We start from the raw sequence: 26,161 nt of genomic DNA on the forward strand, positions 1-26,161 counted from the left end.
GGACGCAAATCTAATTATTTTTTCGCTGATAGGTCACAAAAGAAAAATCAAAGGGGTTTTTTTCATTGGACGGGTGATCTTCGCGAAAAGTTTCCTCCCAAACCTGTTCATCTATTTCCGGGAAAAATGCGTCCCCGGGGAATTGTTGGTGTATTTCCGTAATATACAGCGTGCCCGCTATTCCCATTGCCTGGCGGTAAATTTCACCGCCCCCGATAATAAATACATTCTCTTCCTGGCTGCTGATCTGCACCGCCTCTTCCAGGGAATGCACCACTTCGCAGCCGGGGGCATCGTAATCCTCCTGGCGGGTAATAATAATGTTCTCCCTGCTGGGCAGCGCCTTTCCGATGGATTCAAAGGTTTTCCTCCCCATGATCACCGTGCTGCCCGTAGTAAGTTCCCGGAAATGTTTCAGGTCTGCGGGCAGGTGCCAGATAAGCCGGTTGTCTTTTCCTATCACATTGTTTTCGGCCTTGGCGGCGAGGATACTGAGATTCATAATGCGTATTATACAGCTACCGCGGCTTTAATATGCGGGTGAGGGTCGTAATCGCTCAGTGTAAAATCTTCAAATTTAAAATCAAAGATATTCTTAATTTCCGGGTTCAGGCGCATTTGGGGCAGGGGCCGTGGCTCCCGGCCGAGCTGCAGCTTTACCTGTTCCAGGTGATTCTTATACAGATGGGCGTCTCCTAAGGTATGAATGAACTCGCCAGGCTGTAAACCGCAGACCTGCGCCACCATAAGGGTAAGCAGGGCATAAGATGCGATATTGAAGGGAACGCCCAGGAAAATATCGGCGCTGCGCTGGTACAGCTGACACGAAAGTTTACCCTCCGCCACGTAAAACTGGAACAGCGCATGGCAGGGAGGGAGGGCCATTTTATTGATGTCGGCCACATTCCAGGCGCTTACGATAATGCGCCGCGAATCCGGGTTGTTTCGCAGCGTTTGAATTACCTGGCTGATCTGGTCAACGTGACCGCCGTCAGGAAGCGGCCAGGACCGCCATTGGTAACCGTAAACCGGTCCGAGTTCTCCGTTTTCAGCCGCCCATTCGTCCCAGATACTTACCCCGTTCTCTTTCAGGTAAGCGATATTGGTTTCCCCGCGAAGAAACCAGATCAGCTCATGAATAATAGACCGCAGGTGCAGTTTCTTGGTTGTCAGCATGGGAAAGCCCGCCGCAAGGTCAAACCGCATCTGGTAACCGAAAACACTTAAAGTTCCCGTGCCGGTGCGATCTTCTTTCACCGCGCCATGGTCCAGCACATGCTGCATCAGGTTCAGGTATTGCTTCATAACGTTATCTGCAAATCTACTAATCCCCGCTTTTAAAGCGAAAAAATCGGTGAGAAAAACTATTTTCGTGCCATGACCGTATTTCCCAATGCCAAGATCAATATTGGTTTAACTATTACCGGAAAGCGCAGCGATGGCTATCACAACATAGAAACGGTGTTGTATCCGCTGAAGATTTATGACGTCCTGGAAATTATTCCGAACCCGGATGGCGAAGGCCTGGAATTCAGTATTTCAGGCGAAAGCCTGGCTATCCCGGAAGAAGAGAATTTATGCGTAAAAGCCTTTCGCCTGCTGGAAGAACGTTACCGGCTGCCGGCTGTTAAAATGCATTTGCATAAGGACATTCCCTCGGGCGCTGGCCTGGGAGGAGGGTCTTCGGATGCCGCGTATACCCTGCGCTTGCTGAACGATTTATTCGGTTTAGGAATCAGCCGGGAAGGGTTAAAGGATTACGCCCGCCTCCTGGGCAGCGATTGCGCTTTTTTTATCGATAACGAACCGGTTTACGCGTTCGGAAAAGGCGATGATTTCCGCCCGGTACGTGTTGACCTGTCTGATTATTTCCTGGTTGTAGTGATGCCTGACCTGGCCATAGCCACCGCCCGCGCGTATGCAGGAGTACGTCCGCGAAAACCCTTGTTTTCCCTGGAAGCAAAGAGTTCCAACCCGCCCGAAGAATGGAAAGCTCTCGTTCAAAATGATTTTGAAGAAACCATCTTTAAGGAGTTTCCGGAATTGTCCGGCATAAAAGAAAGCCTTTACGCAGCAGGCGCCCTGTACGCTTCTATGAGCGGGAGCGGGGCTGCCGTTTACGGTATATTCAGGGAAAAAGTGCATTTACCGGAACTGGAGGGCGATTGCAGGGTGTTTTATGACGCCGGGTAAAACCCGGTTAGTCAACCTCGCACCTATGTCAATGCCTGGCAAAAATCACTTACAGGCTACGATCCCTGCCCAGGTCCCTGTCCCCGTCCCTGTCATTTTCATCCCGGATATATTGGCGGTCTTCCGGGTCAAGGGGACGGGTTGTTTCCGGATGTCTTTCTTTTACGATCACTGTTTCCTTTACCCTTCTTCTCCTGCCCATCCGGCCCCCCATGTAGCCCGCGAGGAAGCAGATAAGCGCTGTTGCGACCAGGAAAATTGATTTGTACACCTGGAGGACGGGCCCGTTGCTTCCCGGCACCAGTTTAATGTCCATTAGTTCGAAATTCAGCATGAACAGGTACGTGACAGCCGCTGTGACGATCACAATGAAGATGGTTTTAAAGCTCATGGCGCTAAATTATAATTTAATATCAATTCGAGAAAGGGTGATTTAACTTGCTTGTTATTAAAAAAGACAACTTTCGTTCCAATATCAAATTCCGGGAGGTACAGCCTGAAAAAATGCACGTCCGCCCGCAGCTCAAACCCGTAGGAATCCGGGGCCTCTGCCTTGCTGAGATTCTCATAATCGGCAAACAGGCCGGCTTTAATACGTTTAATATACGCAAAAGTTCCTAATTCCAAATCGGGATAAGCCAGCGGGAACCGGTAGTCCAGCAACAGGGTGTTTTCCAGGGGGCCGCTGCGCGGAAGGTGGGAAGCGCCGCTGATCTCGGGTATTTCATTGGTCACGCGGTATTGCCCGTTGCCTTCCTGAAAGTTAAAGCCCGCGGAAAAGGAATGATGCCTGAAAAGCCCGGGGAAATAGAACTGGCTGCGGAAGGCGAAAAAGTTCCCTTGTAGCCGGGGGTCAAACAGGAGGCTCCGGTGAAGCAGCGAAACGGACTGGCCAAAGCGGGGAGCCAGATCGCGCGGGCTTTTTATCTGCTGGCGGATAAATGAAAAGCGATTCACCCAGGGAAAGCTGATCTCCCTGATGAAATTGCCCGGGGCGTTCTGCAGCGCATACCTTGAAGTATAACTGCTGCCCGTTGAAAGCCGCAGGGCATAGAGGTAATTCCGCCTGGTGAAACTCAGCGGAATTCCGGCCGAAAACTCCACTTTATGTTCTCTCCAGCTAAAGGAACGGGCTGCCTGGCCTTGCCCGGCAACCGCGTCCCGCTTCCAGTTAAGGTAATCGAGGGAAAAGACCGGGTATAACCCCTTGAACTCCATTCCCGCCGTATACTCGCTGCTCCCCAGGCTCAGGTTGTAGTTATAGCCCGCCTGGACGGAGAATGTATTCAGCAGATTATTGGATTTCAGGCGGAGCCCAAGCAGGTAATTATCATCGTCATTTATTCCCGCAGTGGGGCTGATGCTGTGAAAATTGAAGGTCCGGCCGGCCCCTTTATAGTCCGCTACCGGGTAATGTTTGGAAGGAATGCTTTCCGCCAGGTCCTTGCGGGGAGTGTTTCCAGGAACGGGCGCTGAAAAATTTTCGAATGTGTTTTCAAATGGCCCTTTCTTCGCCCGGGTCAGCGTGTCAAGGTCTATGCGGGAGACATTCATTCCTTCAGGAACAAAGTTGTTGAACAACAGGCTGTTTTCCTTGTCATTATAATCAGGGTGAACGGCTCCGAAACGGGCCTGGCTAAGCTGCCTTATTTCTCCGCCGGGAAGATCGAGGATGAAGATGTTTTCTATCCCGTTATAATGGGACTGGAAGATCACCTGCGCCCCGGTTTTTCCTGCAAATTGGGGAAAGCTGGAGTCAAAACGACCGGCTTCCATCACAATCCGGAAAGTATCGCTGCCGGTTTCGTAAATCCCTATGCTGCGGCCTTCATCGCCGGTAAGCATAAACACGATTCGCCGGCCCGCTTTATCCAGGGAGGGATAATGCAGCTGGCGGCTGAACTTCTGTGATTCCCATAATTGTTCGCCGGTGGTCGCATCCAGCATTACCAGGCTATGTTGATTATCGGTTCCGGTTTTAACAGCGACAATTCTTTTTCCATCCGCGGAAAGGGAAGGGGAAAACAAGCGGGATCGCCTGGTGAGCTGCCTGACCTTCTTTTGTTCCAGGTCGTAAATATTGATAACCGAGTAGTCGCGGTACTGATACCTGGGATCGTACTTTAATTCATCCCATACTATTTTACCGGCTGCATAATCGAACCAGGGTATTAACTGGGGGCCTATGTTCAGAAGCCTGGTTACGCGGCCCGCGGAATCGATCCGGACAAAGGCAGGGGCGTCCCCGTACCCGCGCCGCAGGCAGATAAAGGCCTTGTTTTCCAGGGAATGGGGGTGGAAATAATCGGTTTTTACCTCGTTTTCCCTCGGATTCAGGCCGGGATAGATAGCCGGATCCAGCTTTTGCAGCTGCGCTTTCCAATGGTCTTCCAGTGTGGTTGCCGTTGCGTAAAACAGGTCCGCGTTACCCATACCTGTATGTTTTTTCAGCGAGGAGGAAAAGGCTCCGGGCAGCGGGGATCGCAGGATAGCGGTTCTTAGTATTTTCCTGTAGATGGAATCCGGGTAACTCCTTCGGATCCTGGAAGCCATGAAATAGCCCATCCGGTAATAATCAGGGACGTTATCTTTGAAGGAGCCGAAGAAGTATTTTGAATAGGAATAATCTTTCCCCGATAGCAGGTTTGCCCTGAACTCTCTTTCCCAGGATGGCATTCTCCCTCTTCCCGCCGGGGTGAGCGCGGTTTCGGTAATAACCGCGTCACCTTCAATCAGCCAGATGGGGATGGATGCACCGAAAATTGCAAACTGGAATTCCTGGATGAGCGGAAAGCGGATCTTTTTCGTCCGGATAACATGATTGATCTGGGCCACATGCCTTAATTCATGCGCCGCCAGCCTGGTCATCCAGTCAACCGGTTCGTTATCCTGCGGCGGCGTCGTAAAAAGTTCCACCCGCCGGGGCCCCATGATCACGAAGCCGTTGGAGATCACGGTTTGGTTTTGAAGGATCACCGGTGTTTTCTCAGGGAAGGGGCCGAATATCGCGGACTCATATTCCCTAAGATGTTCGAGGATATTCGCCGTACGCTGGGCTTCGGCCGAGATGCTCTCAGGGAACAGCAATTGAAAATGAGGGGTCTCGATCTTCTTCCAGTTTAAGCCGGGAGGGTTCTGCCCATAATCCACCAGCTGCGCTCGGGCATCAAAAGAAGTCATTAATGAAGAAGCTGCTATTAATACATTGATTATTAATAGGCTATAATTTATCACAGCGCGATCTCCCATGAAATGCTATTATTTTTTGCAATTATTTTTCATCAGATTCATGTATTTGTTTCGATTGATTATATTAATATATTGGTTTCTATTATATTGTGAATTCTATTTTACACCTGATGCGCGATAGTATTCCATTTTTTCCGTCGTTTGTACTTTCACGAGTCCCATCAGAATCAGGTTCACCAGCACCCGGGAAGCCTTTTTCCTGTTCAGCCCGGCCAGGCGGCAATAATCGCGAAATGTGATCAGTTCATGTTCCTGCAGGTAGTCCATTAAGCGCTTTTCGCGTTCGGTAAATTCCAGCAGGACATTCTCTTTTTTGCCTTTTTTTTTGAGTACCTGGACAAGGATGGGGCTTGCCAGTATACTTTTATCATTTACCCGGACATAGGCCCACCATTTGCCGTCTTCGGCCAGCGCAAAATGAGGTTTGGTCCCGCTCTCCGGGATCTCCGCCACCAGTACCAGCTTGTTGTCCATGTACACTTCCTCGAAGCCGGGAATAACAGGAGGTTTGCAATAATCGCGCCCGGCGGTTACCAGCATAAATTTTTCTTCCTCTTCCGACCGCAGTCCGGTTACTTCCCCATTATCTTCCACACCTACCAGGAGTTTTCCTCCTTTGGTATTCGCGAAAGCTGTTAGCGTCCGGGCAATTTTTTCGTAACTGGAAATGGTTTTTTTAAAATCGACTTGCAGGCCTTCTCCTTCAAGTATCAGTTTTCTGATGTTCATTCCCCTCTCCATGCTTCTAAAAACCTGAAAGCGCTTTTCCGGTAGTCCCGATCTTCCGCATATACACTTCCGTTACAGCTTCTGCGCACACTTCATCCCGGCTGTTGAGTACCTGCACGCTGTGTTTTTTTACGAATTTTCCCGCATGATCTAACTGGTACTCCGCTTCCCTGATATCTTCCTCGCTGAGAAAAAAGCTGACCCTGAGGTCGGTGTCGCCCGGTTTCCGGTAATCGATGCTCGCGCTTTTAAGCCAGCTTTGCACTTTTATACCCTTACGGGCAAATATCTGCCAGTACATGAATACATAAACAGGATCCACCGCGCTGAAAATGGTTCCCCCGAAAATGGTTTTGTTATAGTTCCGGTTGAAAAGACTCTTTGCGATGCGTACCTCGGCCGTTCTGAATCCCGGGCCAAAGTTTTTAACGCTTATTCGCTGAAAAAGCAGGGGCGGATACAGACTTAGTACCCGGCGAGCATTTCGTTCCGATAAAATCATTGACGTAAAAGTAATGATTGATTTGATATCCTCCTTGCCGGATTTATGCACTTTCTCATTACTTTAGCTTAAAATTTAATGAAAAAGATCACTTTACTTATAATCGTAGCGGCCCTGGGCTATTTCGTGGACATCTACGACCTGGTGCTGTTCGCCGTGATCCGTGTAGAAAGCCTGAAAGGGATTGGCATTACCGATCCCGGTGAAATTTTCAGTAACGGCGTCTTCCTGATGAATATGCAGATGGCCGGAATGCTCGTTGGAGGTATTCTCTGGGGTGTTTTTGGCGATAAAAAAGGAAGAGTAGCGGTGCTGTTCGGCTCCATTCTTATTTATTCCCTGGCCAATATTGCCAACGGTTTTGTTACCAGCGTTACCATGTACGGCATTATCCGGTTTATTGCCGGAGTAGGGCTTGCCGGCGAATTGGGCGCAGGCATTACCCTGGTCAGCGAAACCATGAGCAAGGAAAACCGCGGCTACGGGGCAATGATCGTCGCTACCGTGGGAATTCTCGGCGCCGTCGTGGCCGCGCAGGTGGCGGACAAATTTTCCTGGCAAACAGCCTATTTCGTTGGAGGCGGTATGGGCCTGGTGCTGCTCGTCCTGCGCATTGGCGTGTTTGAATCGGGAATGTATAAGCGGATGGAACAGGCTGTTGTGAAAAAAGGCAATTTCCTGATGCTGTTCACCGATGGCAAGCGCTTTAAAAAGTACCTGAATTGTATCCTTATTGGAATACCTATTTGGTACGTGGTGGCGATCCTGGTTGCTTTTTCCCCGGAACTTGGCAGGGCGCTGGAGGTTTCCGGAACCCTGAGCGCGGGGAAAGCGATTATGTTCTCCTATATCGGGCTTGCTATCGGGGATCTGATCAGCGGAACCTTGAGCCAGGTCTTTAAAACGAGGAAAAAAGTAGTGGGCTGGTTTATCGCAGCGACCCTGGTCATGGTACTGGTTACGCTGCTGACCCGCGGAAGCAGCCCGGGTGTCTATTATTTTATTTGTGTGCTTTTGGGGATGGCGGCCGGGTACTGGGCTATTTTCCTGACCATCGCCTCCGAGCAATTCGGAACGAACCTGCGTGCAACGGTGACGACAACCACCCCTAATTTTGTCCGGGGGTCAGTTGTTCCCGTCACCATTTTATTTGAATGGCTCTCGGGATCCATCGGGATCATCTATTCGGCCTTGCTCATAGGATTGGTTACCATTGGAATAGCTTTCTGGGCGCTTTGGTACATGGACGAAACCTTCGGCAAGGAGCTTGATTATATAGAGTCGTGATACAATACTGAAAATGCTACAACAAACTACGAAAAACTGGTTTAGCCAGTTGCAGGACGACATCTGCGGAAAATTAGCGGAGGCCGGGGAAACCACGCCTTTCCGGGAAGATAAATGGGAGCGGGAAGGCGGCGGGGGCGGCCGTACCCGCGTCATACAGGAAGGAGCCGTCTTTGAAAAGGGCGGGGTTAATTTTTCCGCGGTACACGGACTCTTACCCGAGCCGGTTCAGCAATCCTTTAAGGTAACGGAAAGCGATTTTTTTGCGACCGGCGTATCCATTGTGCTGCACCCGGTAAACCCGCTGGTGCCGATCATTCATATGAATGTGCGGTATTTCGAACTGATTGACAGAAAAAGCGGGGAGGTGGCCAGGCAGTGGTTTGGCGGCGGCATTGATCTTACGCCCCATTACGTGGACGAAGCCGATGCGCGTTATTTCCACCAAACGCTGAAAGCGACCTGTGATCGTTTCCATCCGGATTACTACCCGCATTTCAAAGCCTGGGCCGACGATTATTTTTACATTCCTCACCGGAAGGAAACCCGCGGGATCGGCGGCATTTTTTTCGACCGTCTTTCGGCAAACGATACCTTCAGCATCATGGACCGGTGGGAATTTGTAAAAGCCGTGGGGGAAACCTTTACAAAAGTTTACCTGCCCCTGGTGACAAAGAATATGGAAAAGCCTTTCTCCGAACAGGAAAAGCAATGGCAGCTGCTTCGCCGGGGAAGATATGTGGAATTCAACCTGGTGTACGACGCCGGCACTAAATTCGGCCTGCAAACCTCCGGACGCATAGAGTCTATCCTGATGAGCCTGCCTCTGCACGCTTCCTGGCCTTATAATTTTCAGCCTGAAGCCGGTGGTGAAGAAGAAAAAACCAGCGGCTGGCTCAGGAAAGGTGTGGACTGGGCCTGAAAAGAGACGCGACAGGCGACATCCGCGTGGGGCTGCGTTGCCTGCCTGCGAGTTGCCTGCCTCCGCAGCCCGAAGATGCTCAAAAACCCATAATGCGAATGGAATTACAAGCCGCAAAGGTGCTGGCTGAACTTAACCAGTTATTTCCCTTTCCCTTTGAGTTAAAGCAGGAAATGCCGGGCTATTTCCAGCTTGCCACAGGGGAAGTGAGTTTCGTATTTCAATTTAACTACTTGCCCCGCGCCGCGGATGAAGAAGTTTCGCCCTTAAAATGGCAGGAGCAGCGCGAAACAGCTTTAACGAAGGGACAGCGCCTGATATATATCTGGGAAGACCAGTGGCAACATAGCCGCGCAGCGGTGATCTCCCGCATGGCTGCGCTGCTCGGCACCTGCAAAAGGATTCACGGCCGGGAAACTACTATGCAGCGCGTCAATGCCATGACGGCGCTAAACTTTATAAAGGATAACCACCTGCTTGTCCCGCTCAAAGGAAAATACCGCTTCGGGCTTTTTTATAAAAATGAACTTCGGTCACTGGCCGTTTTCAGCGGCCCCCGGCAAATGAAGGCAAAAGGGGAGAATTACCGCTCTTTTGAATTGCTGCGTTTTTGCCATTCCCGGATGCACCTGGTAACCGGCGGGCTCAGCAAACTACTCTGGAGTTTTGCGGAAGCTTTCCGGCCGCAGGATATCATGACTTACGTGGATCTTGACTGGTCGGAAGGAAAGGCTTTCCTCAAAAACGGCTTCATGCCCTCCGGAAAGCTGGCGCCGCAGGTTTTTTGGATAAACCCGGAAGAAGGTATTCGTTATTCTCCGAAGCGCCTGCCCTCCGCTTTCGTCAACGCTACTGCGGAGAAACTTCACGAGGCGGGTTATTACCGGATCTGCAACAGCGGAAGCCTGAAATTTATACGGGGTTATGAAGAATGATATGCGCCTGCTTACCGTATTAGGCCCTACTGCCTCCGGGAAAACAAGACTGGCCGTTGCCCTGGCAAATAAAATAAACGGCGCGGTCATCAGCGCCGACTCCCGCCAGGTGTTCCGGGGAATGGACATTGGCACCGGAAAGGACCTGGACGAATACGGCTCCGTTCCGAATTACCTGATCGATATAAAAGAAGCGGGAGAGGAATACCATGTGGCCGCCTTCCGGGAAGATTTCCTGTGCGCCCTGGACCAGGTCAACGCCTCCGGCAAGGTTCCTGTTCTTTGCGGCGGCACCGGCCTGTACATCCAGGCCGCCCTGCAGGGGCTACCTTATGCCCAGGTACCGATTGACCCGGAATTAAGGCGGTCCCTGGAAACAAAAGATAAAGACGAACTTCTGTCGGAATTCCGGGAACAGCCCTCCGAATACAGCCCACTGGCCGACACCAGCACCCGCAAACGCCTGATCAGGGCTATTGAAATTTCACGCTACCTGCGGCAAAACGAATTTCAAGCCGTTAAATCGCCTGCGTCCGACCCGTTTTTATCCGATCCATTGATCATAGGGATCCGTCTCCCGGTAGAGATCCGCCGTGCCCGAATCACGGAACGCCTTCACCAGCGCCTCGGAGCCGGCCTTCTGGATGAAGTCCGCAGCCTTCTGGCCAGGGGCGTTCCGGCCGAAAAACTGCTGTTTTATGGTTTGGAGTACAAGTTTGCCGTCCAGCACCTCCAGGGGGAACTAAGCTATCCGGAGATGGTGAATCGCCTGAATACCGCTATTCATCAGTTTGCCAAACGCCAGATGACCTTCTTCCGGAAACTTGAAAAAGACGGGTTGGCGATCAATTGGATCGACGGTACCTTGCCCGTTGAGCAGCAGGTGGAAGCGGGGATGGCGATAATACAGACCATTAGATAAAGACCGGGCCTGCTTCAAATATTATACGTATCTTCAATAATCTTTAATGTTGAATAGTAGATTCTTATGAGTTGGTTTAGGCATCTGTTATTACTTCTGGTACTAATTTCAGCGGGTTCACCTTGCTTTAGCCAGTCTTCTCAAAAGGTTTTAATTAAGTCATTTTTAGACGAGGTTCTGGATAATGAATATTCAGTAAGAGAGGTTGCTCAGAAATACCTCTATTTCAATCCCGTGTCAAAGGATTTAGACAAAAAGAAAAGAAAAAAAGAAGAGAGATGCTCGGCAGGCACCTGGAAGAAATTAATCGAAAATATTCTTCTCTGTATAACAGTTCAACAAGGATAATTCCGTATCAAAGTTTAAGACCTTTTCAGCAAATTCCGTTTGACGAAAAGATAGTTGATTCTGTTTATGGAGTTATGTTTACAACAGACAAAATAATGTATGTTTGCTTGGAAAAGGAAAAGCTAATCGCTTTTGACCTATATATGCAAAAAGGGGCAGGAAAGAATGCCAGAGCTTATTTCTTAACCTATTAAGATCGATAAGACAATTATAAGGTTAATAAATTTTGTATATGAAGAAGGGATTATTAGCTCTATTTTTTATGGTCTTATCCGCGAATTTGGCACGGGCTCAATCTGTGGATGAGCGCAGAATGAATCTTATAAAGGGCTTCCTGCATGATATGCATGAGACGGAAATGGACGCCCGGGAGATCGGTGAAAAATATATTTGGTTTGGGCAGGCGAGGGATACGGAGATGAGTGAAAAACATGAACGACTGAAGCAACATCTAGAATATCTGCGGGCAGGAGCTAAGGATTGCGTCAATTGCGAAGAATGCCAGAATTGTAAGATTATCTTTAAAGAGACGCAGCACAAAATTATTCCTTACACTGATCTTTCAGAGATCCCGCATGTGAATTTTGACCGCGCGGAAGAGGAGATTAAAGACAATATTTACGTCCTTGCAGAAGGACAAAAGGCCCTGCAGTATTTTTACCTCCGGGACGGCAAGATTGCCTCCTTTTATTACGTTGAAAAGGGAGGAACGCCCTTCTTTCTTATGTATTGAGTGTAGATAAAATGAAGGCTCGATACACTGCCGGAAACTAATTCGAAAACGATTAGCGTTCCCAGTGTTCAAACAAACAAGCCTGCCGCGCCGAGCAGCCCTGCGTCGTTTCCAAGGGAGGCTTGCCTGATCTTTAACGAACTGGTATAATAGGGTGGGAGATGGCTTTCCATCGATTCTTTTAATGACGGATGGATGAACCCGAAGGCGCCGGAAACTCCTCCGCCGATCAGCAGGTTGGTTACGTCCAGTAATCTTACTGCCGCGACCAGCCCTTCGCCGAGCAGCTTGCCAAGGTGGGCGAAGAGGGAAAGTGCCAGCGTATCTTGCTGTGTGGCTGCGTCAAAAATGGCCTTGCCGCTGAGATTGTCCTGCTGCAGAACGGTTTTGCCGCCCTGGGCTTGAACCTGTTCCCCGGCATAGGCGAGGAAGCCGGGCAGGCCGATTTGTTCTTCCAGGGTTCTTTCGCCGCCTACAAGGATGTGGCCCAATTCCAGGCCATTGCCGCATGCGCCCTTGAAAAGCCGTCCGTCGATGATGACTCCGCTGCCAATGCCGGTGCCAAGGGTGACCAGGAGGAAATTATTCAGGTTTTCTTGTTTTCCAAAGCGGAATTCTCCAAGGGTGGCGCACTTGGCGTCGTTCTCTATTTTAAGGGGAATACCCGGAAATTTTTCTTCGAGCCGGTCAAGAATGGGCAGGCGGCCTGCCTGCGGAATGTTCGGCAGTTCCAATATTTCCCGGCGGTCTTTTGAAAGCAACCCCGGCAAACCCATGCCTATTCCGTCTATGTCCGGAAAACGTTGCAGGTAGGAGCCGATCTCCGCTTCCAGCAGTCCCGCAAGGCCGCGGGATTCTACCGCCTTTGGAGTATCTAGTTTTCTGTATTCAGTAATTTCGGGTTTCCCGGGGCTAACCAGCCCGAATTTCGAGGATGTTCCGCCGATGTCAATAGCCAGTATCATAATGCTAATATAGTGACAAGCTGTTATCTTTGTTCCCCGATGGCAAAGAAGCGGCTTTCAAAAAGGCAGAAAAATTTTCGCAAAACCAAATGGCTGCTGAAGATCACCTTCCTGGCGGCTTTGCTGGCTGTTATTTATGCGCCGATAGCCAGAAATCTTTCAGCAGTGACCGCCTGGACCTCCGGCTTCCTGGATGAATACCATTATAAGCATATCGGTTCTTTCGGCATCGAGATTCCTACCCGCTATGAGGTGCATGGAATAGATGTTTCCCGTTACCAGGGACGGATTGACTGGGAAAAGGTGGCGGCAATGGAGTCGGAAGATATCCGGGTTTCCTTCGCTTTTATCAAGGCAACGGAAGGCATGCTGCTGGTAGATCCGCATTTTAAAAGGAATTGGAGAGAAAGCAAGGAACACGGGATCCTCCGTGGCGCTTACCATTATTTTAAACCGCACGTGAACGGGAAGGTTCAGGCGAACCTGTTCCTGAATACCGTCAAACATGAACCGGGAGACCTTCCTCCGGTGATAGATGTGGAGGAGATCGGACGGCTGTCACCCGAGAAGCTTCGGGAACGTCTTTTGCAATGTTTACAAGTAATAGAAGAAGATACCGGCGTTAAGCCCATAATCTACACCGGTTTAAGTTTTTACCAGGACTATCTTAAAGGCCATTTTGATACCTACCCTTATTGGATTGCCCATTATTATCATTCCAGGCCGCGCCTGAAGAATAAGCTCGAATGGCAGTTCTGGCAGCATTCCGATAAAGGGTTGGTGGACGGCATTCGTCACAAGGTAGACTTCAATGTCTTCAGCGGCGGGGAAGACGCGTTGCGCGAGCTATGTATTCCAATGTCTGATTGAGTTTCTAAGATGGAGCGTTCGATAAGCTGGTATTTGCCACGCGCCTTTATTTTAAATTATTGAAGTATTTAAGCTCGCTGAAGTATTTCTTTCCTTTGATAAAATGCTGGAAAACAATGCTGCCGGAATAAATGCCCCGTACTTTTTCTACGAACGGAAGTCGTTTCCTTTTCCGCTGCCAGCGTCCGATGCCCCGTAGGTAATGCCAGTGGGCTTTGTTGATGGCCAGGCTATGTCGTAGCCTTCCCTGGAACAGGAAAAGGAACCAGGCAGCCAGATCCAGCCAGAAGCGGAGGAAGATAAGCGGGAATACTTTTCCTCCGGGCAGATTCTGATGAAGAAGGATCAGGTTGTTTCGGAAATTCAGATACGTTTTAAAGGCATTTACCGCCTGCAGCGTGCCGCCGCCGACATGATACACTTCCGATTGCGGGCATACCATGATCCGGTAACCCAGTCGCTGAAGCCGCCAGCAAAGATCCGCCTCTTCCATATGGGCGAAAAGGTCTTCATCGAGTCCTCCAGCTTGCTCGAAGCAGTTTTTCCGAACGAAGAACGCGGCTCCGCTGGCCCAGAAAATATTCCGTGCGTCGTTGTACTGCCCCCGGTCTGTCTCCGTGATGTCAAAGATCCGCCCCCGGCAGAACAAATAACCAAAACGGTCCATGAGCCCGCCCGCCGCCCCAGCGTACTCAAATTTATCCCGCTCCCGGTAATCCTTTATTTTGGGCTGGCAGGCGGCAATGCCGGGATCGCTTTCCATCAGGTCAATTACGGGCTGTATCCATCCGGGGGGACTTCCACGTCAGAGTTCAACAATACATAATAGTCGGCCTCCACCTGCTTCAGCACCTGGTTGTAGCCTCCGGCAAATCCCAGGTTAGATTTGTTCTTCACGATCCGCACCTGTGGGTAGTTTCGTTCCAGGAAAGCAACCGAATCGTCCGTGGAGGCATTATCGCCTACCACTATTTCCAGTTCAGGATATCCGGAAGCCAAAACGGAGGGCATAAACGACTGCAGGTACCTTTGCCCGTTCCAGTTCAGGATAACGACGGCTACTTTAGGAAGGTTCACTGGCGGAACATAATTGTCCGCCTGATCAGGATTGCTCATTACCTGCATATTCCGCCTTGCTTTTCAGCTGCTTGTTTATTTTGTTAATCCTTAAAACGCTAAAGGTGCAAAGAAAAACCATGAGAACCAGGATTACGACCTCTTTGGCTGACGAGGCAGCAGGCTTTGTTAGCATCCCATAGGTTAAGGCTGCTGCCCAGACGATCATCAAAAAGGCAGTAATGTAGAGGGAAAACCGGACACCTTTTGCCTGACTGATATCAAACTGCCTGCTCTTATTAATTTCTTCCAGCTTTTCCGCCTCATCCAGTTGCCGGAATGTTTTGCCCGCCAATAGCGTATAATTTGCAAAGCAAAATTGTTCAATTTCCCGAAGGTTGGTTGTCTCAAAGTCCGAAATGATAAACTTCCGCCCGTCCAATGTTTTGAATTGAATGGCTTTATAATCAATTCTTCCCCTTAAATATCTAAATCGGAAGCCATAGACTTCGTTGAAATGATAGGTCCTTCGTTTACACCGGAAGGGATAGGTAAAGGTTATCCTTTCCGAAGATTTATCAACACGGATAAGAAGCGTGAACCAGATAATATAGCCAAGTAGCCCGAAGAATAGCAGGAGCAAGATAATGACAAATACTTTGTCCTTGGTCTCGGGAAAACCTTCCCCCCAAAAATACAATAGTATGGGACTGCCTGAGATAGCCAGCAGCACGGTAAATAATCCAATGGCCAAAGGTCTTAACTTGCTTCTCATTTATGGGGGGTTATCGGCAACTTTTCATGAAGAAATCAATTGTTTTTACCGGTAGCCCTTTAAAAATTCCCGCACTTCCATGCGTTTTTTTCCTTCAAGCTGCAGTTCTTCCAGGTGGATGAAGCCGCCGGGAACGGCCACTTTCAGGAAGGTTTTATCATCGCTGAGGAACTTTCCGGGCGGTTCTGTATGTTCCGTTTTTTCCATACTGCTTTTGAATATTTTGAGGGATTTTCCTCCGAGTTCGGTAAAGGCGGTGGGGTATGGGCTGAGGCCCCGGATAAAGTTGTGGGTGGTTTCCAGGGAGTTATTCCAGTTGATCCGGCAATCTTCTTTAAAAAGTTTGGGCGCTTCTTTCAGCACTCTTCCGGCGTGTTCCTCGGCGCGGATGAGCGTGTCCTGGGGGACGGACGGCGCCTGCCCGTCTTCGATGGCTTTTACCGTTTGCAGTACCAGCCGGGCGCCCGTTTCCATTAGCCGGTCATGCAGCTCGCCGGCCGTTTCGTTTTCATCAATGCTGATCTTTTCCTGGAGCAGCACATGGCCGGTATCGATTTCCTGCTGAAGGAAGAAAGTGGTAAGGCCGGTTTCTTTTTCGCCGTTCATGACAGCGCGGTTGATGGGGGCGGCCCCGCGGTATTGCGGAAGGAGGGAAGCATGCAGGTTGAAGGTGCCGAGGGGGGCATTTGCCAGATGACTTCCGGCAGCATCCGGAAGGCCACGACTATGAACAGATCGGCTTCCAATGACTTTAAACGGGCAATGAAGGCGGGGTCTTTCAGCTTTTCAGGCTGCAGAACGGTTATTCCCTGCTGCAGGGCAAAATCTTTGACGGCGGATGTGCGGAGCTGCCGGCCTCTTCCGGCGGGCTTATCCGGAGCGGTTACCACCGCAGCGATTTCATAGCCGTTCTCATGTAAAATGGATAAGGACGGAACGGCAAATTCAGGCGTTCCCATGAAAACAATACGCATGAGGCGAGTTACTCCTTCAGTTTTAATTTAACCAATACCGGCATATGGTCAGAGGCGTCTTCACGAAGTACCTTTACATCCAGTACCTGCCAATGATCGCCGGGCGAAAAAAAGATATAGTCAATGCGGGCGCGGGGCTCGTCATAGGGAATGGTAAACTGCGGATCTCCCTTAACAAGCGCCGCATCGCTGAAGCTGCCTGTAATAATATCGTATGGTTTGCTTTCAGGCCTGAAATTGAAATCTCCGCCCATGAGGACCGGCGCCTGGCTGTCTCCGAGGATATCGACAATGGCTTCGGTCTGGGCAATCTTGTTCCCGTCGAACTGGTGGCATAGATGAGTGCCTGCAAACACGAGCGGGCCAAGGCCGGGGACTTCGGCCCGAACGATCAGGAGCGCCCGGGGTTCACCCCCTTCCGGGTTGGGAAGGACGTGATTGGCCGGGGTGGCGGGATGGCGTGACAGTACACCTTCACCGTAACCGCCGCCGTCATAATCCATTGCCTTCCCAAAATAGCCCTGCATGCCGGTCAGTGTGGCAAGCTCTTTTGCAAGGTTTTGCGCCGTGCCGTTATTCAAGGCAGCCGAACGGCCGGTAAGGCTGTCCACTTCCTGCAAGGCTACAAAATCAGGCTTGTATTTATTGATTACCCGGGCAATTTCGGCAAGGTTGCTTTTCCCGCGTTCGTAAGCCATTTCGCCATGATAAATATTATAAGTCATCACGGTAATTGTCTTATCCTGGGCGAAACCTGCAAAGGATAACAGCAGAAGTAAACTTAGTATGGAAAGTGCTTTGTTCATGAAGTCAAAGATATTAGTATCGGCAGCATTTTTAGAAGGTTTCCCTGAAAAAGTATATTTGCCGTAAATATCAGATATATGGACGAGCGCTTAAAAGCATTCGAAAGACTGCTGAATATAATGGATGAACTTCGGGAAAAATGCCCCTGGGACAAAAAACAAACAATGGAGAGCCTCCGGCATCTTACGCTGGAAGAAGTATACGAACTTTCCGACGCCATCCTGGAAGGAGACCCTGCGGAAATCCGGAAGGAGCTGGGAGATATTATGCTGCACCTGGTATTTTATGCAAAGATTGGCGCTGAAAAGGGAGAATTTGACATCACGGGCGTGCTGAACGGCATTTGTGAGAAACTGGTTGCCAGGCATCCGCACATTTACGGGGATGTAAAAGTGGAGAATGAGGAACAGGTAAAGCAGAACTGGGAAAAGCTGAAGCTGAAAGAAGGGAACCGTTCCGTGCTGGAGGGTGTGCCTGTATCTTTGCCTTCACTGGTAAAAGCCCAGCGCATCCAGGAAAAGGCCGCTGGTGTTGGCTTCGACTGGGAAGAGAAGACACAGGTATGGGAAAAGGTAGAAGAAGAACTGCAGGAATTTCGGAATGAGTTTAATGTTGAAACCGGGCCTAACAATAAGAAAATGACGTTTGCTGACAGGGAAAGGGCGGAAGCGGAATTCGGCGATGTCTTGTTCTCGCTGATCAACTATGCCCGGTTCCTGGACATTAACCCGGAAAACGCGCTTGAAAAAACCAACAAGAAGTTTATTAAACGCTTTCGCTACCTGGAAGAAAAGGCGCATGAAAAAGGCCGCTCGCTTAAGGACATGAGCCTTGCGGAAATGGATGTATTCTGGAACGAAGCAAAAAAGAAGCTGTAGGAGCGCCCATGCGCCCGGCCTGTCCATGGCCGGACCAGGCTACATCTGCACCATCATGGCTGAAATAACGGCGCCAGGCGGAAGGCTGAGAAAACGTTTGCTTTTCGCATAAGCATCGGGCAGGCTGTTGCTGTCAATATAAAAGCTGATCCCTTCCATGGTTTCCACGCGGAGATTACCGTCGATCCATAAAATGTCATTGATCCGGTAATTTTCACTGATTTGCTTATATGTCTGACCCACGCGGACATTTTTTACCGTTGGGTAAGCGGTGTGCCAGACGGTAATGCGGGTAACGGTACAGTCCTTTTTTTCGCAGGTTACATCCGCTGCGAAGATCTGGGTTTTTTTATCGGGCGTATAGATCTGGTACGAGGTTTTTCGCCCGTTCGCATCGAAGGTATATACTTTGTAGATCTGTTCTTTATTGATGAATTTATAAACGTCTTCGATCTTCATCCCGAGTTCCAGGACGCCTACGCCGGTCTTGTTGAGAATAGGAAGGCGGTTGCTAACCGTACCGCTGTAAGCGCTGGCTTGCGAAAACACCTTTCCGGCAGGTAAATTGCTCAGGATCAATAGGATCAGGTAAGCTCTCCACATTAAGCAAAGGTATAAAAAAATTGTAGCGTTTTGTAAGCTGTTTGCGTTAAGACTGCCAAACACTACTGGTGCATTCCAGATCATAGGGAAAATGACTAACTTGCGTCATCTGATGACAGAAGAGCTGATAATCCGGGAATGCCGCAGTGGTAATAAGAAGTATTATGAAATGCTTTACCGGCATTTTTATAGCTATGCTATGGGGATAAGCTTGCGATACGGTACCAACAGGGAAGATGCGCTGGAGATTCTGAACGATAGTTTTTTAAAGGTCTTCGATAAAATAGGGCAGTACATCCCCGAGCAGCCGTTCAAGGCCTGGCTCCGGCGCATCATCATTAACACTGCCATTGATCATTACCGCCGTAATCTCAAGCATATGCACCGCTCGGAACTGAACGAGGCCGAGAGCATGGCTGTGGCAGACGGTGGGATTATCAGCCAACTGACAGCCAATGATATACTGGCGCTACTTGAAGAATTACCTCAAATGCACCGGATGGTCTTCAACCTCACGGAAATCGAAGGTTTTGCACACGAAGAAGTGGCTGAAATACTGAACATTCCCAGCAGTTCTTCCAGGGTCTATCTTACCAGGGCGAAAAAAGCCCTGCGCAGTTTAATAGAAAAGAAGTTTTTCAAAGAATATGAGCGATCGATTGGATAAGGAATTGAGCAGGCATATACAGGCGGTGTTCGACGCTTATGATGAACCGTTTGATCCCGCAAACTGGCAGCGCTTGCAGCGCAGGCAGCGGGGACGGGTAATAGCCTTGTACCTGAAAAGAGCGGGGATCGCGGCATCGGTAGCTTTATTACTTGGTGCGGGTGTGCTGCTCTGGAACCGGCAGCCTGCGGGAAATGATCCGCTGCTTACGGAGAATGACATGCCGGCATCGCCAGCAGGGGCTTTGAGCCCGGAAGGAACTGTTCCCCCGACCGGCGAAAATGCCCGGGAGGAGGTGATATTGCCGGACGGCGCTGCTTCTGCATCTGGGGAAGAAACGGATTTCGCCGGAACGAGGTCTATAGAGCGTTCCGCAGAAAAAACGGCTTCCTTACCGGAACAGCTGGCTTCCGTACCGGATAGATCGGTTTCATCAACGGAGCCGGCGGTTTTGCAGAAAGGAAATCCAACCGACGAAGCAGCCGTGGCAGCGAGGGCAATTCCGCAGCAGGGTAGCCCGGCCAGGGAAGCACCTTCAGTGAAAACCTCCGTTTCCAGCCTGGCCATGTCAGCGGACGAAGCTGCTGCAAAGGGGCACGCGGCGACACCGGCACAAAACCGTCGGGAACAGAATACGTCTCCTGACCAATCGGGAAAAGCGCTTGCCGCCGGAAAGGAAACGCCTCCGGCAGAAGTTTCCGGAAGGAAAGTGCTTGCTGAGCGCAGCCAGCCCGCTTATGGGGAAAAAGATGTGGAGGAGGCCCGCAACAACAGGTTTAGCGTAGGTTTTGTGACTACTTCTTTAATGAATTATGCGGATGGCAATACGGCAAACGAAGTTCACTTTGGGGCGGGAATTACTTCCGGCTGGAAGGTCAGCGACCGGCTTAGCGTACATTCAGGCCTGATCCTTGCCGAGAACAGCCTTTCGCTGAACAGGTCTAATTCCTCCGTCCGCGCAAGCACTTATGCTGCGGACCGTGCCGCTACTACCGAGCTAAGCGCGGTTGGTGAGAATCGTATCGTCCAGGCGGTTTCACCTAATAGTATGGATGTGAGCCTGCTGGTTGTGGACATCCCTCTTAACCTGACCTATCGCGTGGGCCTGGGAAGGTCCGATCTCCTGCTAACCGGCGGTTTGAGTTCTTTCGCTTATCTTGACCAGGAATACAGCTATCATAATACCATACAACTTTATACAAATGCTTCCGTAGATGCGCCCGAACCTGTGGTCAGAGATGAAAAGGCTTTCTCCCACTTTGACCTGGCCAGGCAGCTGAACTTCGCCATAGGTACCGAAGTACCGCTTGGAAAAGGCTCTGTACTGATCGTGGAACCCTATGTAAAATATCCCCTTGGCGAACTTACTTCAGAAGATATCCGCTTCGGCTCTGCGGGCATGAACCTCCGGCTTTCTTTCGGGAACAGGTAGAGTTCAGGAGAGCCCTTTCCTGATGCCAATTTCCAATAATGGCAGTTCACTTGAACCTGATCGCTTTCACGGGGCTGACCCTGCTTACGATCATTGAGGGTATGATCAGCATCAGCACGCATACAATAAAGGTGCAGCAATTCAGAAGTACGACAGAAAGAAGGCTCAGATCAACAGGGACATAATCCACATAATAATTCGTTTGATCCAGCCCGATCAGGTGATACCCGTCCTGCAGGAAGCAGAAACCCAGGCCCACAATATTCCCGATCAGCATGCCGATACCCGTAAGATAGACGGCATTGTACATAAATATTTTCCGTATTCGGAAGTTATCGGCTCCCAGGGCCTTTAGAATACCAATCATATTTGTACGTTCCAGGATCATGATCAGCAGGGCGGAGATCATATTGATGCCGGCCACCAGCAGCATGAGTATCAGCAGCACAATGGCATTCATGTCCAGCAGGGAAAGCCATTCGAAAATGAGGGGATAAATTTCTTTTACTGAATAGGCCTGCAGGTTTTCGTCAACGTTTTGATGTACCTCCAGGGTTAATTCATCCAGCCGGGAAATATCTTCAATGAAGAGTTCGTAACCCCCTGCCTGTGTCTTACCCCAATTGTTAAGGCGCTGGATGAGCTGCAGGTCGCCGATCACGTACAATTTGTCCAGATCCTCCAGCCCGGTTTGATAAATACCGCTGATATGCAGCTTACGCCGGCGCAGGGGCTCCTGTACAAAATACATAAGCAGGTCGTCCCCGGCTTCAAGTTTCAGGCGTTCGGCAATGGTTTGGGAGATCAGGATGTTTTCCGAAAGGCTGTCGTTGCTGTAGGAGGGGATCTTTCCCGTAAGCAAGTGTTCATTAAGGTACGCCCAGTCATAGTGCGGCCCCACCCCCTTTAATACGACGCCTTCTATTTCTTCCCCGGCTGAAATGATCCCCGGTTTGGTCGCAAATACCTGTACCGTCTTTACGCCCGGAAAATCTTCCGGTTTTATCCGGAGGTTCCCCGCGGTATCCATTACCTGTACCGGAGTGTTTTCAAAGGAGGTATTCAGGTCAAAGCGGCTTACCTGGATATGGCCGGTAAAGCCCACCATTTTATCGCGTATGGTATTTTTAAACCCGGTAACTATCCCGAATGCACTGATCATCACGGCCAGCCCCAGCGCTATCCCCGTAATGCCGATGATCACAATCAGCCTGGAAAACGTTCTGCGGGCCTTTACAGACACACGTTTTGCGACGAATAATTCGAAATTCACTATTATTTATGCAAATTGCTACGCAAGTTTAGGAAAAATTATGCTGCCGTTTTTAACACTCGACAATATTAAGGTTGTTTATTCCGCGAAGGAAGCCATCAATGGCCTTTCTCTCCAGGTAAATGAAGGGGAACAATGGGCAATTACCGGCGGAAGCGGTTCCGGGAAGACGACGCTGCTGGAAACCATAGCCGGAAAACATCTTGTCAGGGAAGGGGAGATCCATCATCATTATTACCATCGCTTTCTTCAATCGCATACCGTCGACGATCCGTATTTTAATTATAAACGGCTTATAGCGGAGGTTTCGCATCAGCATCATTTTAAGAACCGTTATAACCTGAGCGAATTCTATTACCAGCAACGATTCAACAGCGCTGATGCCGATGAGGCGATTTCCGTTAAGGATTATCTCCGGGACCTAAGCAGCGAGGCGCATTTAAACGCGCAGGTCATCGGGGACCTGCACCTGGAGGAATTGCTTGACAGATCCCTGATCAAATTATCAAACGGAGAAACCAGGAGGCTCATGTTTGCCGCGGCCTTAATAAAACGGCCTGAGCTTTTATTGCTTGATGCGCCGTTTACGGGCCTGGACACGGCAACCAGGCCTTATTTCCATGAACTTATTAACCGCTTGATCGCTTCGGGCATCACGATTGTGATGGCTACTTCTGAAAATGAGATCCCCGAAGGCATTACCCATGTGGCGCGCCTGGATAAAGGAAAAGTTGCGGGCGTTTGGAAAAAGCCGGAATTTGTGGCTGCACAGGGAGAAGGAGCGGTAAAAGAACTTCGGAGCGAAACCGCCGGCCCGGACAGGGAGCTGCTTGAAAGGCTGCTCGCTGATCGCCGGCCCCGGACATTTGAATATGCCGTACGCATGCGGCAGGTGTCGGTCACCTACGGCGATACGCCTATCCTGCAAGGGATCGATTGGGAAGTAAAGCGGGGGGAATGCTGGGCTCTTTCCGGCCATAACGGCGCGGGAAAAAGTGCCCTGCTGAGCCTGATAAATGCCGATAATCCCCAGGCTTATGCAAACGACCTGTTCCTTTTCGATAAAAAAAGAGGAAGCGGGGAAAGTATCTGGGATATCAAGAAGAAGACCGGCTATGTTTCGCCGGAACTCCACCAGTACTTTAAAACCCAGGATACCTGCCTGCAGGTCGTTTTATCCGGTTTGTTTGATACGCTCGGCCTTATCCGGAAATGCAGTCCGGAGCAGGAAGCGCGGGCGGCTTCCTGGCTAAAGGCCTTAGGTATTGCCGGCCAGGCAGGCCAGCCTTTCAGGCGCAGTTCCCTGAGTACGCAGCGCCTGACGCTGATCGCACGGGCACTGGTAAAAAACCCACCGCTGCTGATCCTTGACGAACCTTGCCAGGGGATGGACGCGGAACAGGTGCAGCGGATCCGGCTGCTGATCGATGCGGTTTGCCGAATCTCCGGTACTACGCTTATTTATGTCAGCCATTATACTGATGAGATTCCTTCCTGCGTGAATAAGCTGCTGAAGCTGGAGCATGGAAAGCTTGCATACAGCGGCAAGTTTCCTGCTTCGTCCTGAATACAGCCACTTACGCATATCTTAAGGGCGCCGCCGCGTTAGCTCCTATCCGGGTGTTTTCATTTTTCGGAGAAAAAGCCTTAACTTTCTGCTGGTAATCGTCTTACAGGTCATCACTCTCCTCAAAACCGCTCAGGGATGAAAACATTTGATGAGAAGCACATCAAGAACATTGTTCTCATAGGTGCAGCAAAAGCCGGAAAAACCTCTCTTGCCGAAGACATGTTGTTTGAAGCCGGTATCATTAACCGCCGGGGCTCGGTGGAAGAAAAGAATACAGTTTCTGATTTCCATGACATTGAACACGAACGGGAAGGATCTGTTTATGCTACCCTGCTGCATACCGAATGGCGAAACTATAAGATAAATATTATTGATACCCCGGGCCTGGATGATTTCATAGGCGAAGTCGTAGCTTCCATACGAGTAGCCGATACGGTGGTCATGCTGCTGAACGCGCAATACGGGGTGGAGGTAGGCGCCGAATTGATCTGGGACTATGTGGACCAGTATAAAAAACCGACTATCCTGGCCATTAACCAGCTTGACAGCGATAAAGCGCACTTTAACCAAACCCTGGAGCAGGCCAGGAATTTTTTCGGCAACGCTGTGACGGTCATGCAGTATCCCCTTAACCAGGGGCTTGACTTTAATTGTATTATCGATCTGCTGAAAATGACCATGTATCAGTTTCCACCCTCCGGCGGAAAGCCCAAAAAGCTTCCTATTCCGCCTGAAGAAAAGGAAAGAGCCGGCCGGCTTCATAATGAGCTGGTAGAAAAAGCAGCCGAAAATGATGAAGCGCTCATGGAGAAATACTTCGATAAGGGCAGCCTGGATGAAGATGAACTCCGCCAGGGCCTGAAGATCGGGATGATGAAACATGAAATCTTCCCGGTTTTTTGTTTAAGTACACGCAGCAATATGGGCAGCGGCCGCCTCATGGGATTCATTGACAACGTGGCGCCTTCGGCAACGGAAATGCCTGCTGAACTTACGGAAGTGGGAGAGGAAGTGTCCTGTGATCCAAAAGCCCCGGTGCGTTTGCTGATATTTAAAACCCTCATAGAGCCGCACCTTGGAAAGCTTAGCTTTTTCAAAGTGCTTTCCGGAGAAGTCAGCGCCGGTATGGAGCTTGAAAATCCCCGAACCGGGGCGATTGAGCGCATCAGCCAGTTGTTTATTGCCGACGGAAAACAACGGCACCCTGCGGACCGGCTGAAGGCGGGAGATATCGGGTGTACGCTGAAGCTGAAGAACACGCAGGCCGGCCATACCCTTAACGGGAAGGGTGCTTCCGGCGCCATCGATCCTATTCGGTTTCCCCTGCCGAAAGTACGAACGGCTATTATTGTCAGCAATAAACAGGACGACGAAAAACTAAGCGAAGTGCTTGCCGAGATCCATACTGAAGACCCTACGCTTGAAGTGGAATACAACAAGGAATTAAAGCAGGTGATCCTTCATGGACAGGGAGACCTGCACCTTGCCCTGATCCGGTGGCGGCTGGAGAATGTATATAAAATGCAGGTGGAATACCAGCCCGCGGGAATCCCGTACCGCGAAACCATACGGAGGCCGGCCCAGGCTTCTTACCGCCATAAAAAGCAGTCCGGCGGTGCCGGCCAGTTTGGAGAAGTTTTCCTGAAAATAGAACCCTGGTATGACGGCCTGCCGCCTGTAAAAGAATATCCTGTACGGGGAACGGAAGAAGTGGACCTGCCCTGGGGAGGAAAACTGGTATTCAATAATTGCATTGTCGGGGGAGCGATAGATAACCGTTTTTTGCCTTCCATTCAGAAGGGTATCATGGAAAAAATGAATGAAGGTCCCCTTACCGGCTCCTTTGTACGCGATGTAAGGGTAAGCGTTTACGATGGAAAAATGCATCCCGTGGACAGCAACGATATTTCTTTCAAGATCGCCGGGATGATGGCCTTCCGGGAAGCCTTTCACCAAGCGCAGCCGCAGCTCCTGGAGCCAGTATACGACCTGGAAGCGGTTGCCCCCGAAGAAATGATGGGCGAAATAATGACCGAACTCCAGACCCGCCGTAGCATTATCACTGGAATGGAAAGCAATAATGGCCGGCAGGTGATCAAAGCCCGCATCCCGCAGGCCGAACTCGATCAACTATACGCCTCCCTCCGGAACGTGAGCCACGGCAAAGCCAAAGTAAACGCCAGCTTCGCAGAATACGCCCCCGTCCCCGCTGATATCCAAAAGAAACTAAGCCAGCAATACGAAGAACAAGAACCCGGCAGCAAGTAGGTCAATGAGTACCCTCTCGCTGAAGACAATCACCCACATTGAACCGTTCGAAAAGCAAGAAAGAGCAGTACGGAGCGCGCAATTGCGGCCGGAAGCATGTAAAGCTTTGGAGTCCGAAAAGCAACAAAGAGCAGTATAGACGCGCGGGCAATTGCGGGCTGGAAGCATAAAGGCTTTGGAGTGTCCGCAGCGAGCGAATTTTG

The 26,161-nt window shown here is 50.2% G+C and carries 26 protein-coding genes and 1 pseudogene; 12 read left to right on the forward strand and 15 right to left on the reverse strand.

Translation table 11 applies throughout. The features are described 5' to 3' along the window. Positions 1 to 10 precede the first annotated feature (10 nt). A complete protein-coding gene (locus FRZ59_RS12730) occupies positions 11 to 502 on the reverse strand; it encodes a dihydrofolate reductase (RefSeq protein ID WP_132128824.1) in 492 nt (163 codons plus the stop codon). An 8-nt stretch (positions 503 to 510) separates the two neighbouring features. Further along, complete coding sequence (locus FRZ59_RS12735) at positions 511 to 1,305, reverse strand: thymidylate synthase (RefSeq protein ID WP_132128825.1); 795 nt, start codon at positions 1,303 to 1,305, stop codon at positions 511 to 513. Between the two features lie 72 nt (positions 1,306 to 1,377). Here FRZ59_RS12735 and ispE point away from each other — a divergent pair, with 72 nt between their 5' ends. After that, positions 1,378 to 2,193 (forward strand): 4-(cytidine 5'-diphospho)-2-C-methyl-D-erythritol kinase, encoded by an 816-nt coding sequence (ispE, locus tag FRZ59_RS12740; protein ID WP_132128826.1) that lies wholly within the window; start codon positions 1,378 to 1,380, stop codon positions 2,191 to 2,193. A gap of 49 nt (positions 2,194 to 2,242) precedes the next feature. Here ispE and FRZ59_RS12745 read toward each other — a convergent pair whose 3' ends face one another. The 4 genes from FRZ59_RS12745 to FRZ59_RS12760 form a co-directional block, all read right to left on the reverse strand. Beyond that, a complete protein-coding gene (locus FRZ59_RS12745; protein ID WP_132128827.1) occupies positions 2,243 to 2,584 on the reverse strand; it encodes a hypothetical protein in 342 nt (113 codons plus the stop codon). Next, positions 2,581 to 5,373, reverse strand: coding sequence for a TolB-like translocation protein (locus FRZ59_RS12750; protein WP_147698337.1), 2,793 nt, complete (start codon positions 5,371 to 5,373; stop codon positions 2,581 to 2,583). The genes FRZ59_RS12745 and FRZ59_RS12750 overlap by 4 nt, the downstream gene beginning before the upstream one ends. A 165-nt stretch (positions 5,374 to 5,538) precedes the next feature. Continuing rightward, positions 5,539 to 6,171 (reverse strand): AlbA family DNA-binding domain-containing protein, encoded by a 633-nt coding sequence (locus FRZ59_RS12755; RefSeq protein ID WP_132128829.1) that lies wholly within the window; start codon positions 6,169 to 6,171, stop codon positions 5,539 to 5,541. Between the two features lie 16 nt (positions 6,172 to 6,187). Then, the gene (locus tag FRZ59_RS12760) at positions 6,188 to 6,673 is read right to left on the reverse strand and encodes a DUF4442 domain-containing protein (protein WP_132128830.1); all 486 of its coding nucleotides are present in this window, start codon (positions 6,671 to 6,673) and stop codon (positions 6,188 to 6,190) included. A 78-nt stretch (positions 6,674 to 6,751) separates the two neighbouring features. On the opposite strand from FRZ59_RS12760, the gene FRZ59_RS12765 reads away from it, so the two are divergent. The 5 genes from FRZ59_RS12765 (at position 6,752) to FRZ59_RS12785 (ending at position 11,820) form a co-directional block, all read left to right on the forward strand. Beyond that, the gene (locus FRZ59_RS12765) at positions 6,752 to 7,960 is read left to right on the forward strand and encodes an MFS transporter (RefSeq protein ID WP_132128831.1); all 1,209 of its coding nucleotides are present in this window, start codon (positions 6,752 to 6,754) and stop codon (positions 7,958 to 7,960) included. Positions 7,961 to 7,973: 13 nt separating this feature from the next. Next, entirely contained in the window at positions 7,974 to 8,882 is a 909-nt protein-coding gene (gene hemF, locus FRZ59_RS12770; RefSeq protein WP_132128832.1) for an oxygen-dependent coproporphyrinogen oxidase, read from the forward strand. A gap of 98 nt (positions 8,883 to 8,980) precedes the next feature. Continuing rightward, positions 8,981 to 9,817 carry a hypothetical protein gene (locus tag FRZ59_RS12775; RefSeq protein ID WP_132128833.1) on the forward strand — a complete coding sequence of 279 codons (837 nt, stop codon included), beginning with the start codon at positions 8,981 to 8,983 and terminating at the stop codon, positions 9,815 to 9,817. After that, complete coding sequence (gene miaA / locus FRZ59_RS12780) at positions 9,807 to 10,739, forward strand: tRNA (adenosine(37)-N6)-dimethylallyltransferase MiaA (RefSeq protein ID WP_207910257.1); 933 nt, start codon at positions 9,807 to 9,809, stop codon at positions 10,737 to 10,739. The genes FRZ59_RS12775 and miaA overlap by 11 nt, the downstream gene beginning before the upstream one ends. 580 nt (positions 10,740 to 11,319) lie before the next feature. Further along, positions 11,320 to 11,820: a hypothetical protein gene (locus FRZ59_RS12785; RefSeq protein ID WP_147698338.1), complete on the forward strand. Its 501-nt coding sequence runs from the start codon at positions 11,320 to 11,322 to the stop codon at positions 11,818 to 11,820. A 68-nt stretch (positions 11,821 to 11,888) separates the two neighbouring features. Here the strand turns inward: FRZ59_RS12785 and FRZ59_RS12790 are convergent, their stop codons facing one another. After that, positions 11,889 to 12,785: an ROK family protein gene (locus FRZ59_RS12790; RefSeq protein WP_132128836.1), complete on the reverse strand. Its 897-nt coding sequence runs from the start codon at positions 12,783 to 12,785 to the stop codon at positions 11,889 to 11,891. Positions 12,786 to 12,824: 39 nt separating this feature from the next. Between FRZ59_RS12790 and FRZ59_RS12795 the strand changes: the two genes are divergently transcribed. Next, positions 12,825 to 13,655 carry a glycoside hydrolase family 25 protein gene (locus tag FRZ59_RS12795; protein WP_132128837.1) on the forward strand — a complete coding sequence of 277 codons (831 nt, stop codon included), beginning with the start codon at positions 12,825 to 12,827 and terminating at the stop codon, positions 13,653 to 13,655. Positions 13,656 to 13,701: 46 nt separating this feature from the next. Here the strand turns inward: FRZ59_RS12795 and FRZ59_RS12800 are convergent, their stop codons facing one another. From FRZ59_RS12800 to FRZ59_RS12815, 6 genes and pseudogenes are all read right to left on the reverse strand, one after another. Further along, positions 13,702 to 14,418: a glycosyltransferase family 2 protein gene (locus FRZ59_RS12800; protein WP_349290788.1), complete on the reverse strand. Its 717-nt coding sequence runs from the start codon at positions 14,416 to 14,418 to the stop codon at positions 13,702 to 13,704. 8 nt (positions 14,419 to 14,426) lie between these two features. Further along, complete coding sequence (locus tag FRZ59_RS19785; RefSeq protein WP_349290789.1) at positions 14,427 to 14,771, reverse strand: glycosyltransferase family 2 protein; 345 nt, start codon at positions 14,769 to 14,771, stop codon at positions 14,427 to 14,429. Next, the gene (locus tag FRZ59_RS12805) at positions 14,758 to 15,486 is read right to left on the reverse strand and encodes a hypothetical protein (RefSeq protein ID WP_132128838.1); all 729 of its coding nucleotides are present in this window, start codon (positions 15,484 to 15,486) and stop codon (positions 14,758 to 14,760) included. The genes FRZ59_RS19785 and FRZ59_RS12805 overlap by 14 nt, the downstream gene beginning before the upstream one ends. Positions 15,487 to 15,531: 45 nt before the next feature. After that, the gene (locus FRZ59_RS12810) at positions 15,532 to 15,960 is read right to left on the reverse strand and encodes a methionyl-tRNA formyltransferase (protein ID WP_432417398.1); all 429 of its coding nucleotides are present in this window, start codon (positions 15,958 to 15,960) and stop codon (positions 15,532 to 15,534) included. Positions 15,961 to 15,987: 27 nt separating this feature from the next. Further along, positions 15,988 to 16,460, reverse strand: a pseudogene (locus FRZ59_RS19790) (methionyl-tRNA formyltransferase); the annotation flags it as partial. Positions 16,461 to 16,468: 8 nt separating this feature from the next. Then, a complete protein-coding gene (locus tag FRZ59_RS12815; RefSeq protein WP_132128840.1) occupies positions 16,469 to 17,266 on the reverse strand; it encodes an endonuclease/exonuclease/phosphatase family protein in 798 nt (265 codons plus the stop codon). Between the two features lie 78 nt (positions 17,267 to 17,344). Here FRZ59_RS12815 and mazG point away from each other — a divergent pair, with 78 nt between their 5' ends. After that, entirely contained in the window at positions 17,345 to 18,145 is an 801-nt protein-coding gene (gene mazG, locus FRZ59_RS12820; RefSeq protein ID WP_132128841.1) for a nucleoside triphosphate pyrophosphohydrolase, read from the forward strand. Between the two features lie 39 nt (positions 18,146 to 18,184). Here mazG and FRZ59_RS12825 read toward each other — a convergent pair whose 3' ends face one another. Further along, positions 18,185 to 18,748, reverse strand: a complete 564-nt coding sequence (locus FRZ59_RS12825; RefSeq protein WP_132128842.1) for a hypothetical protein — start codon at positions 18,746 to 18,748, stop codon at positions 18,185 to 18,187. Positions 18,749 to 18,860: 112 nt separating this feature from the next. On the opposite strand from FRZ59_RS12825, the gene FRZ59_RS12830 reads away from it, so the two are divergent. Next, a complete protein-coding gene (locus tag FRZ59_RS12830) occupies positions 18,861 to 19,415 on the forward strand; it encodes an RNA polymerase sigma factor (protein ID WP_225975059.1) in 555 nt (184 codons plus the stop codon). Then, positions 19,396 to 20,847: a hypothetical protein gene (locus FRZ59_RS12835; RefSeq protein WP_132128844.1), complete on the forward strand. Its 1,452-nt coding sequence runs from the start codon at positions 19,396 to 19,398 to the stop codon at positions 20,845 to 20,847. Before FRZ59_RS12830 ends, FRZ59_RS12835 begins: the two co-directional genes overlap by 20 nt. A 46-nt stretch (positions 20,848 to 20,893) precedes the next feature. On the opposite strand, the gene FRZ59_RS12840 is transcribed toward FRZ59_RS12835, so the two are convergent. Further along, positions 20,894 to 22,120, reverse strand: coding sequence for an ABC transporter permease (locus FRZ59_RS12840; RefSeq protein ID WP_132128845.1), 1,227 nt, complete (start codon positions 22,118 to 22,120; stop codon positions 20,894 to 20,896). Positions 22,121 to 22,160: 40 nt separating this feature from the next. On the opposite strand from FRZ59_RS12840, the gene FRZ59_RS12845 reads away from it, so the two are divergent. Together FRZ59_RS12845 and fusA2 are read left to right on the forward strand one after the other, a co-directional pair. Continuing rightward, positions 22,161 to 23,687, forward strand: a complete 1,527-nt coding sequence (locus FRZ59_RS12845) for an ATP-binding cassette domain-containing protein (protein WP_132128846.1) — start codon at positions 22,161 to 22,163, stop codon at positions 23,685 to 23,687. Between the two features lie 138 nt (positions 23,688 to 23,825). After that, the gene (fusA2, locus tag FRZ59_RS12850) at positions 23,826 to 25,958 is read left to right on the forward strand and encodes an elongation factor G2 (protein WP_132128847.1); all 2,133 of its coding nucleotides are present in this window, start codon (positions 23,826 to 23,828) and stop codon (positions 25,956 to 25,958) included. The last annotated feature ends 203 nt before the right edge of the window (positions 25,959 to 26,161 follow it).

Origin of the sequence: Anseongella ginsenosidimutans, assembly GCF_008033235.1 — a bacterium.
Classification (GTDB): Bacteria; Bacteroidota; Bacteroidia; order Sphingobacteriales; family Sphingobacteriaceae; genus Anseongella; species Anseongella ginsenosidimutans.

Excerpts from the sequence above, each read along its gene's own strand:
- FRZ59_RS12755 (WP_132128829.1), bottom strand. The coding sequence starts at position 6,171 with ATGAACATCAGAAAACTGATACTTGAAGGAGAAGGCCTGCAAGTCGAT.
- FRZ59_RS12790 (WP_132128836.1), bottom strand. The coding sequence starts at position 12,785 with ATGATACTGGCTATTGACATCGGCGGAACATCCTCGAAATTCGGGCTG.
- FRZ59_RS12825 (WP_132128842.1), bottom strand. The coding sequence starts at position 18,748 with ATGTGGAGAGCTTACCTGATCCTATTGATCCTGAGCAATTTACCTGCC.
- FRZ59_RS12760 (WP_132128830.1), bottom strand. The coding sequence starts at position 6,673 with ATGATTTTATCGGAACGAAATGCTCGCCGGGTACTAAGTCTGTATCCG.
- FRZ59_RS12810 (WP_432417398.1), bottom strand. The coding sequence starts at position 15,960 with ATGGAAACGGGCGCCCGGCTGGTACTGCAAACGGTAAAAGCCATCGAA.
- FRZ59_RS12735 (WP_132128825.1), bottom strand. The coding sequence starts at position 1,305 with ATGAAGCAATACCTGAACCTGATGCAGCATGTGCTGGACCATGGCGCG.
- FRZ59_RS12745 (WP_132128827.1), bottom strand. The coding sequence starts at position 2,584 with ATGAGCTTTAAAACCATCTTCATTGTGATCGTCACAGCGGCTGTCACG.
- FRZ59_RS12800 (WP_349290788.1), bottom strand. The coding sequence starts at position 14,418 with ATGGAAAGCGATCCCGGCATTGCCGCCTGCCAGCCCAAAATAAAGGAT.
- FRZ59_RS12775 (WP_132128833.1), top strand. The coding sequence starts at position 8,981 with ATGGAATTACAAGCCGCAAAGGTGCTGGCTGAACTTAACCAGTTATTT.
- FRZ59_RS19785 (WP_349290789.1), bottom strand. The coding sequence starts at position 14,771 with ATGAGCAATCCTGATCAGGCGGACAATTATGTTCCGCCAGTGAACCTT.
- fusA2 (WP_132128847.1), top strand. The coding sequence starts at position 23,826 with ATGAAAACATTTGATGAGAAGCACATCAAGAACATTGTTCTCATAGGT.
- miaA (WP_207910257.1), top strand. The coding sequence starts at position 9,807 with ATGAAGAATGATATGCGCCTGCTTACCGTATTAGGCCCTACTGCCTCC.
- FRZ59_RS12815 (WP_132128840.1), bottom strand. The coding sequence starts at position 17,266 with ATGAACAAAGCACTTTCCATACTAAGTTTACTTCTGCTGTTATCCTTT.
- mazG (WP_132128841.1), top strand. The coding sequence starts at position 17,345 with ATGGACGAGCGCTTAAAAGCATTCGAAAGACTGCTGAATATAATGGAT.
- FRZ59_RS12845 (WP_132128846.1), top strand. The coding sequence starts at position 22,161 with ATGCTGCCGTTTTTAACACTCGACAATATTAAGGTTGTTTATTCCGCG.
- ispE (WP_132128826.1), top strand. The coding sequence starts at position 1,378 with ATGACCGTATTTCCCAATGCCAAGATCAATATTGGTTTAACTATTACC.
- FRZ59_RS12730 (WP_132128824.1), bottom strand. The coding sequence starts at position 502 with ATGAATCTCAGTATCCTCGCCGCCAAGGCCGAAAACAATGTGATAGGA.
- FRZ59_RS12805 (WP_132128838.1), bottom strand. The coding sequence starts at position 15,486 with ATGAGAAGCAAGTTAAGACCTTTGGCCATTGGATTATTTACCGTGCTG.
- FRZ59_RS12750 (WP_147698337.1), bottom strand. The coding sequence starts at position 5,373 with ATGACTTCTTTTGATGCCCGAGCGCAGCTGGTGGATTATGGGCAGAAC.
- FRZ59_RS12785 (WP_147698338.1), top strand. The coding sequence starts at position 11,320 with ATGAAGAAGGGATTATTAGCTCTATTTTTTATGGTCTTATCCGCGAAT.
- FRZ59_RS12795 (WP_132128837.1), top strand. The coding sequence starts at position 12,825 with ATGGCAAAGAAGCGGCTTTCAAAAAGGCAGAAAAATTTTCGCAAAACC.
- hemF (WP_132128832.1), top strand. The coding sequence starts at position 7,974 with ATGCTACAACAAACTACGAAAAACTGGTTTAGCCAGTTGCAGGACGAC.
- FRZ59_RS12835 (WP_132128844.1), top strand. The coding sequence starts at position 19,396 with ATGAGCGATCGATTGGATAAGGAATTGAGCAGGCATATACAGGCGGTG.
- FRZ59_RS12830 (WP_225975059.1), top strand. The coding sequence starts at position 18,861 with ATGACAGAAGAGCTGATAATCCGGGAATGCCGCAGTGGTAATAAGAAG.
- FRZ59_RS12765 (WP_132128831.1), top strand. The coding sequence starts at position 6,752 with ATGAAAAAGATCACTTTACTTATAATCGTAGCGGCCCTGGGCTATTTC.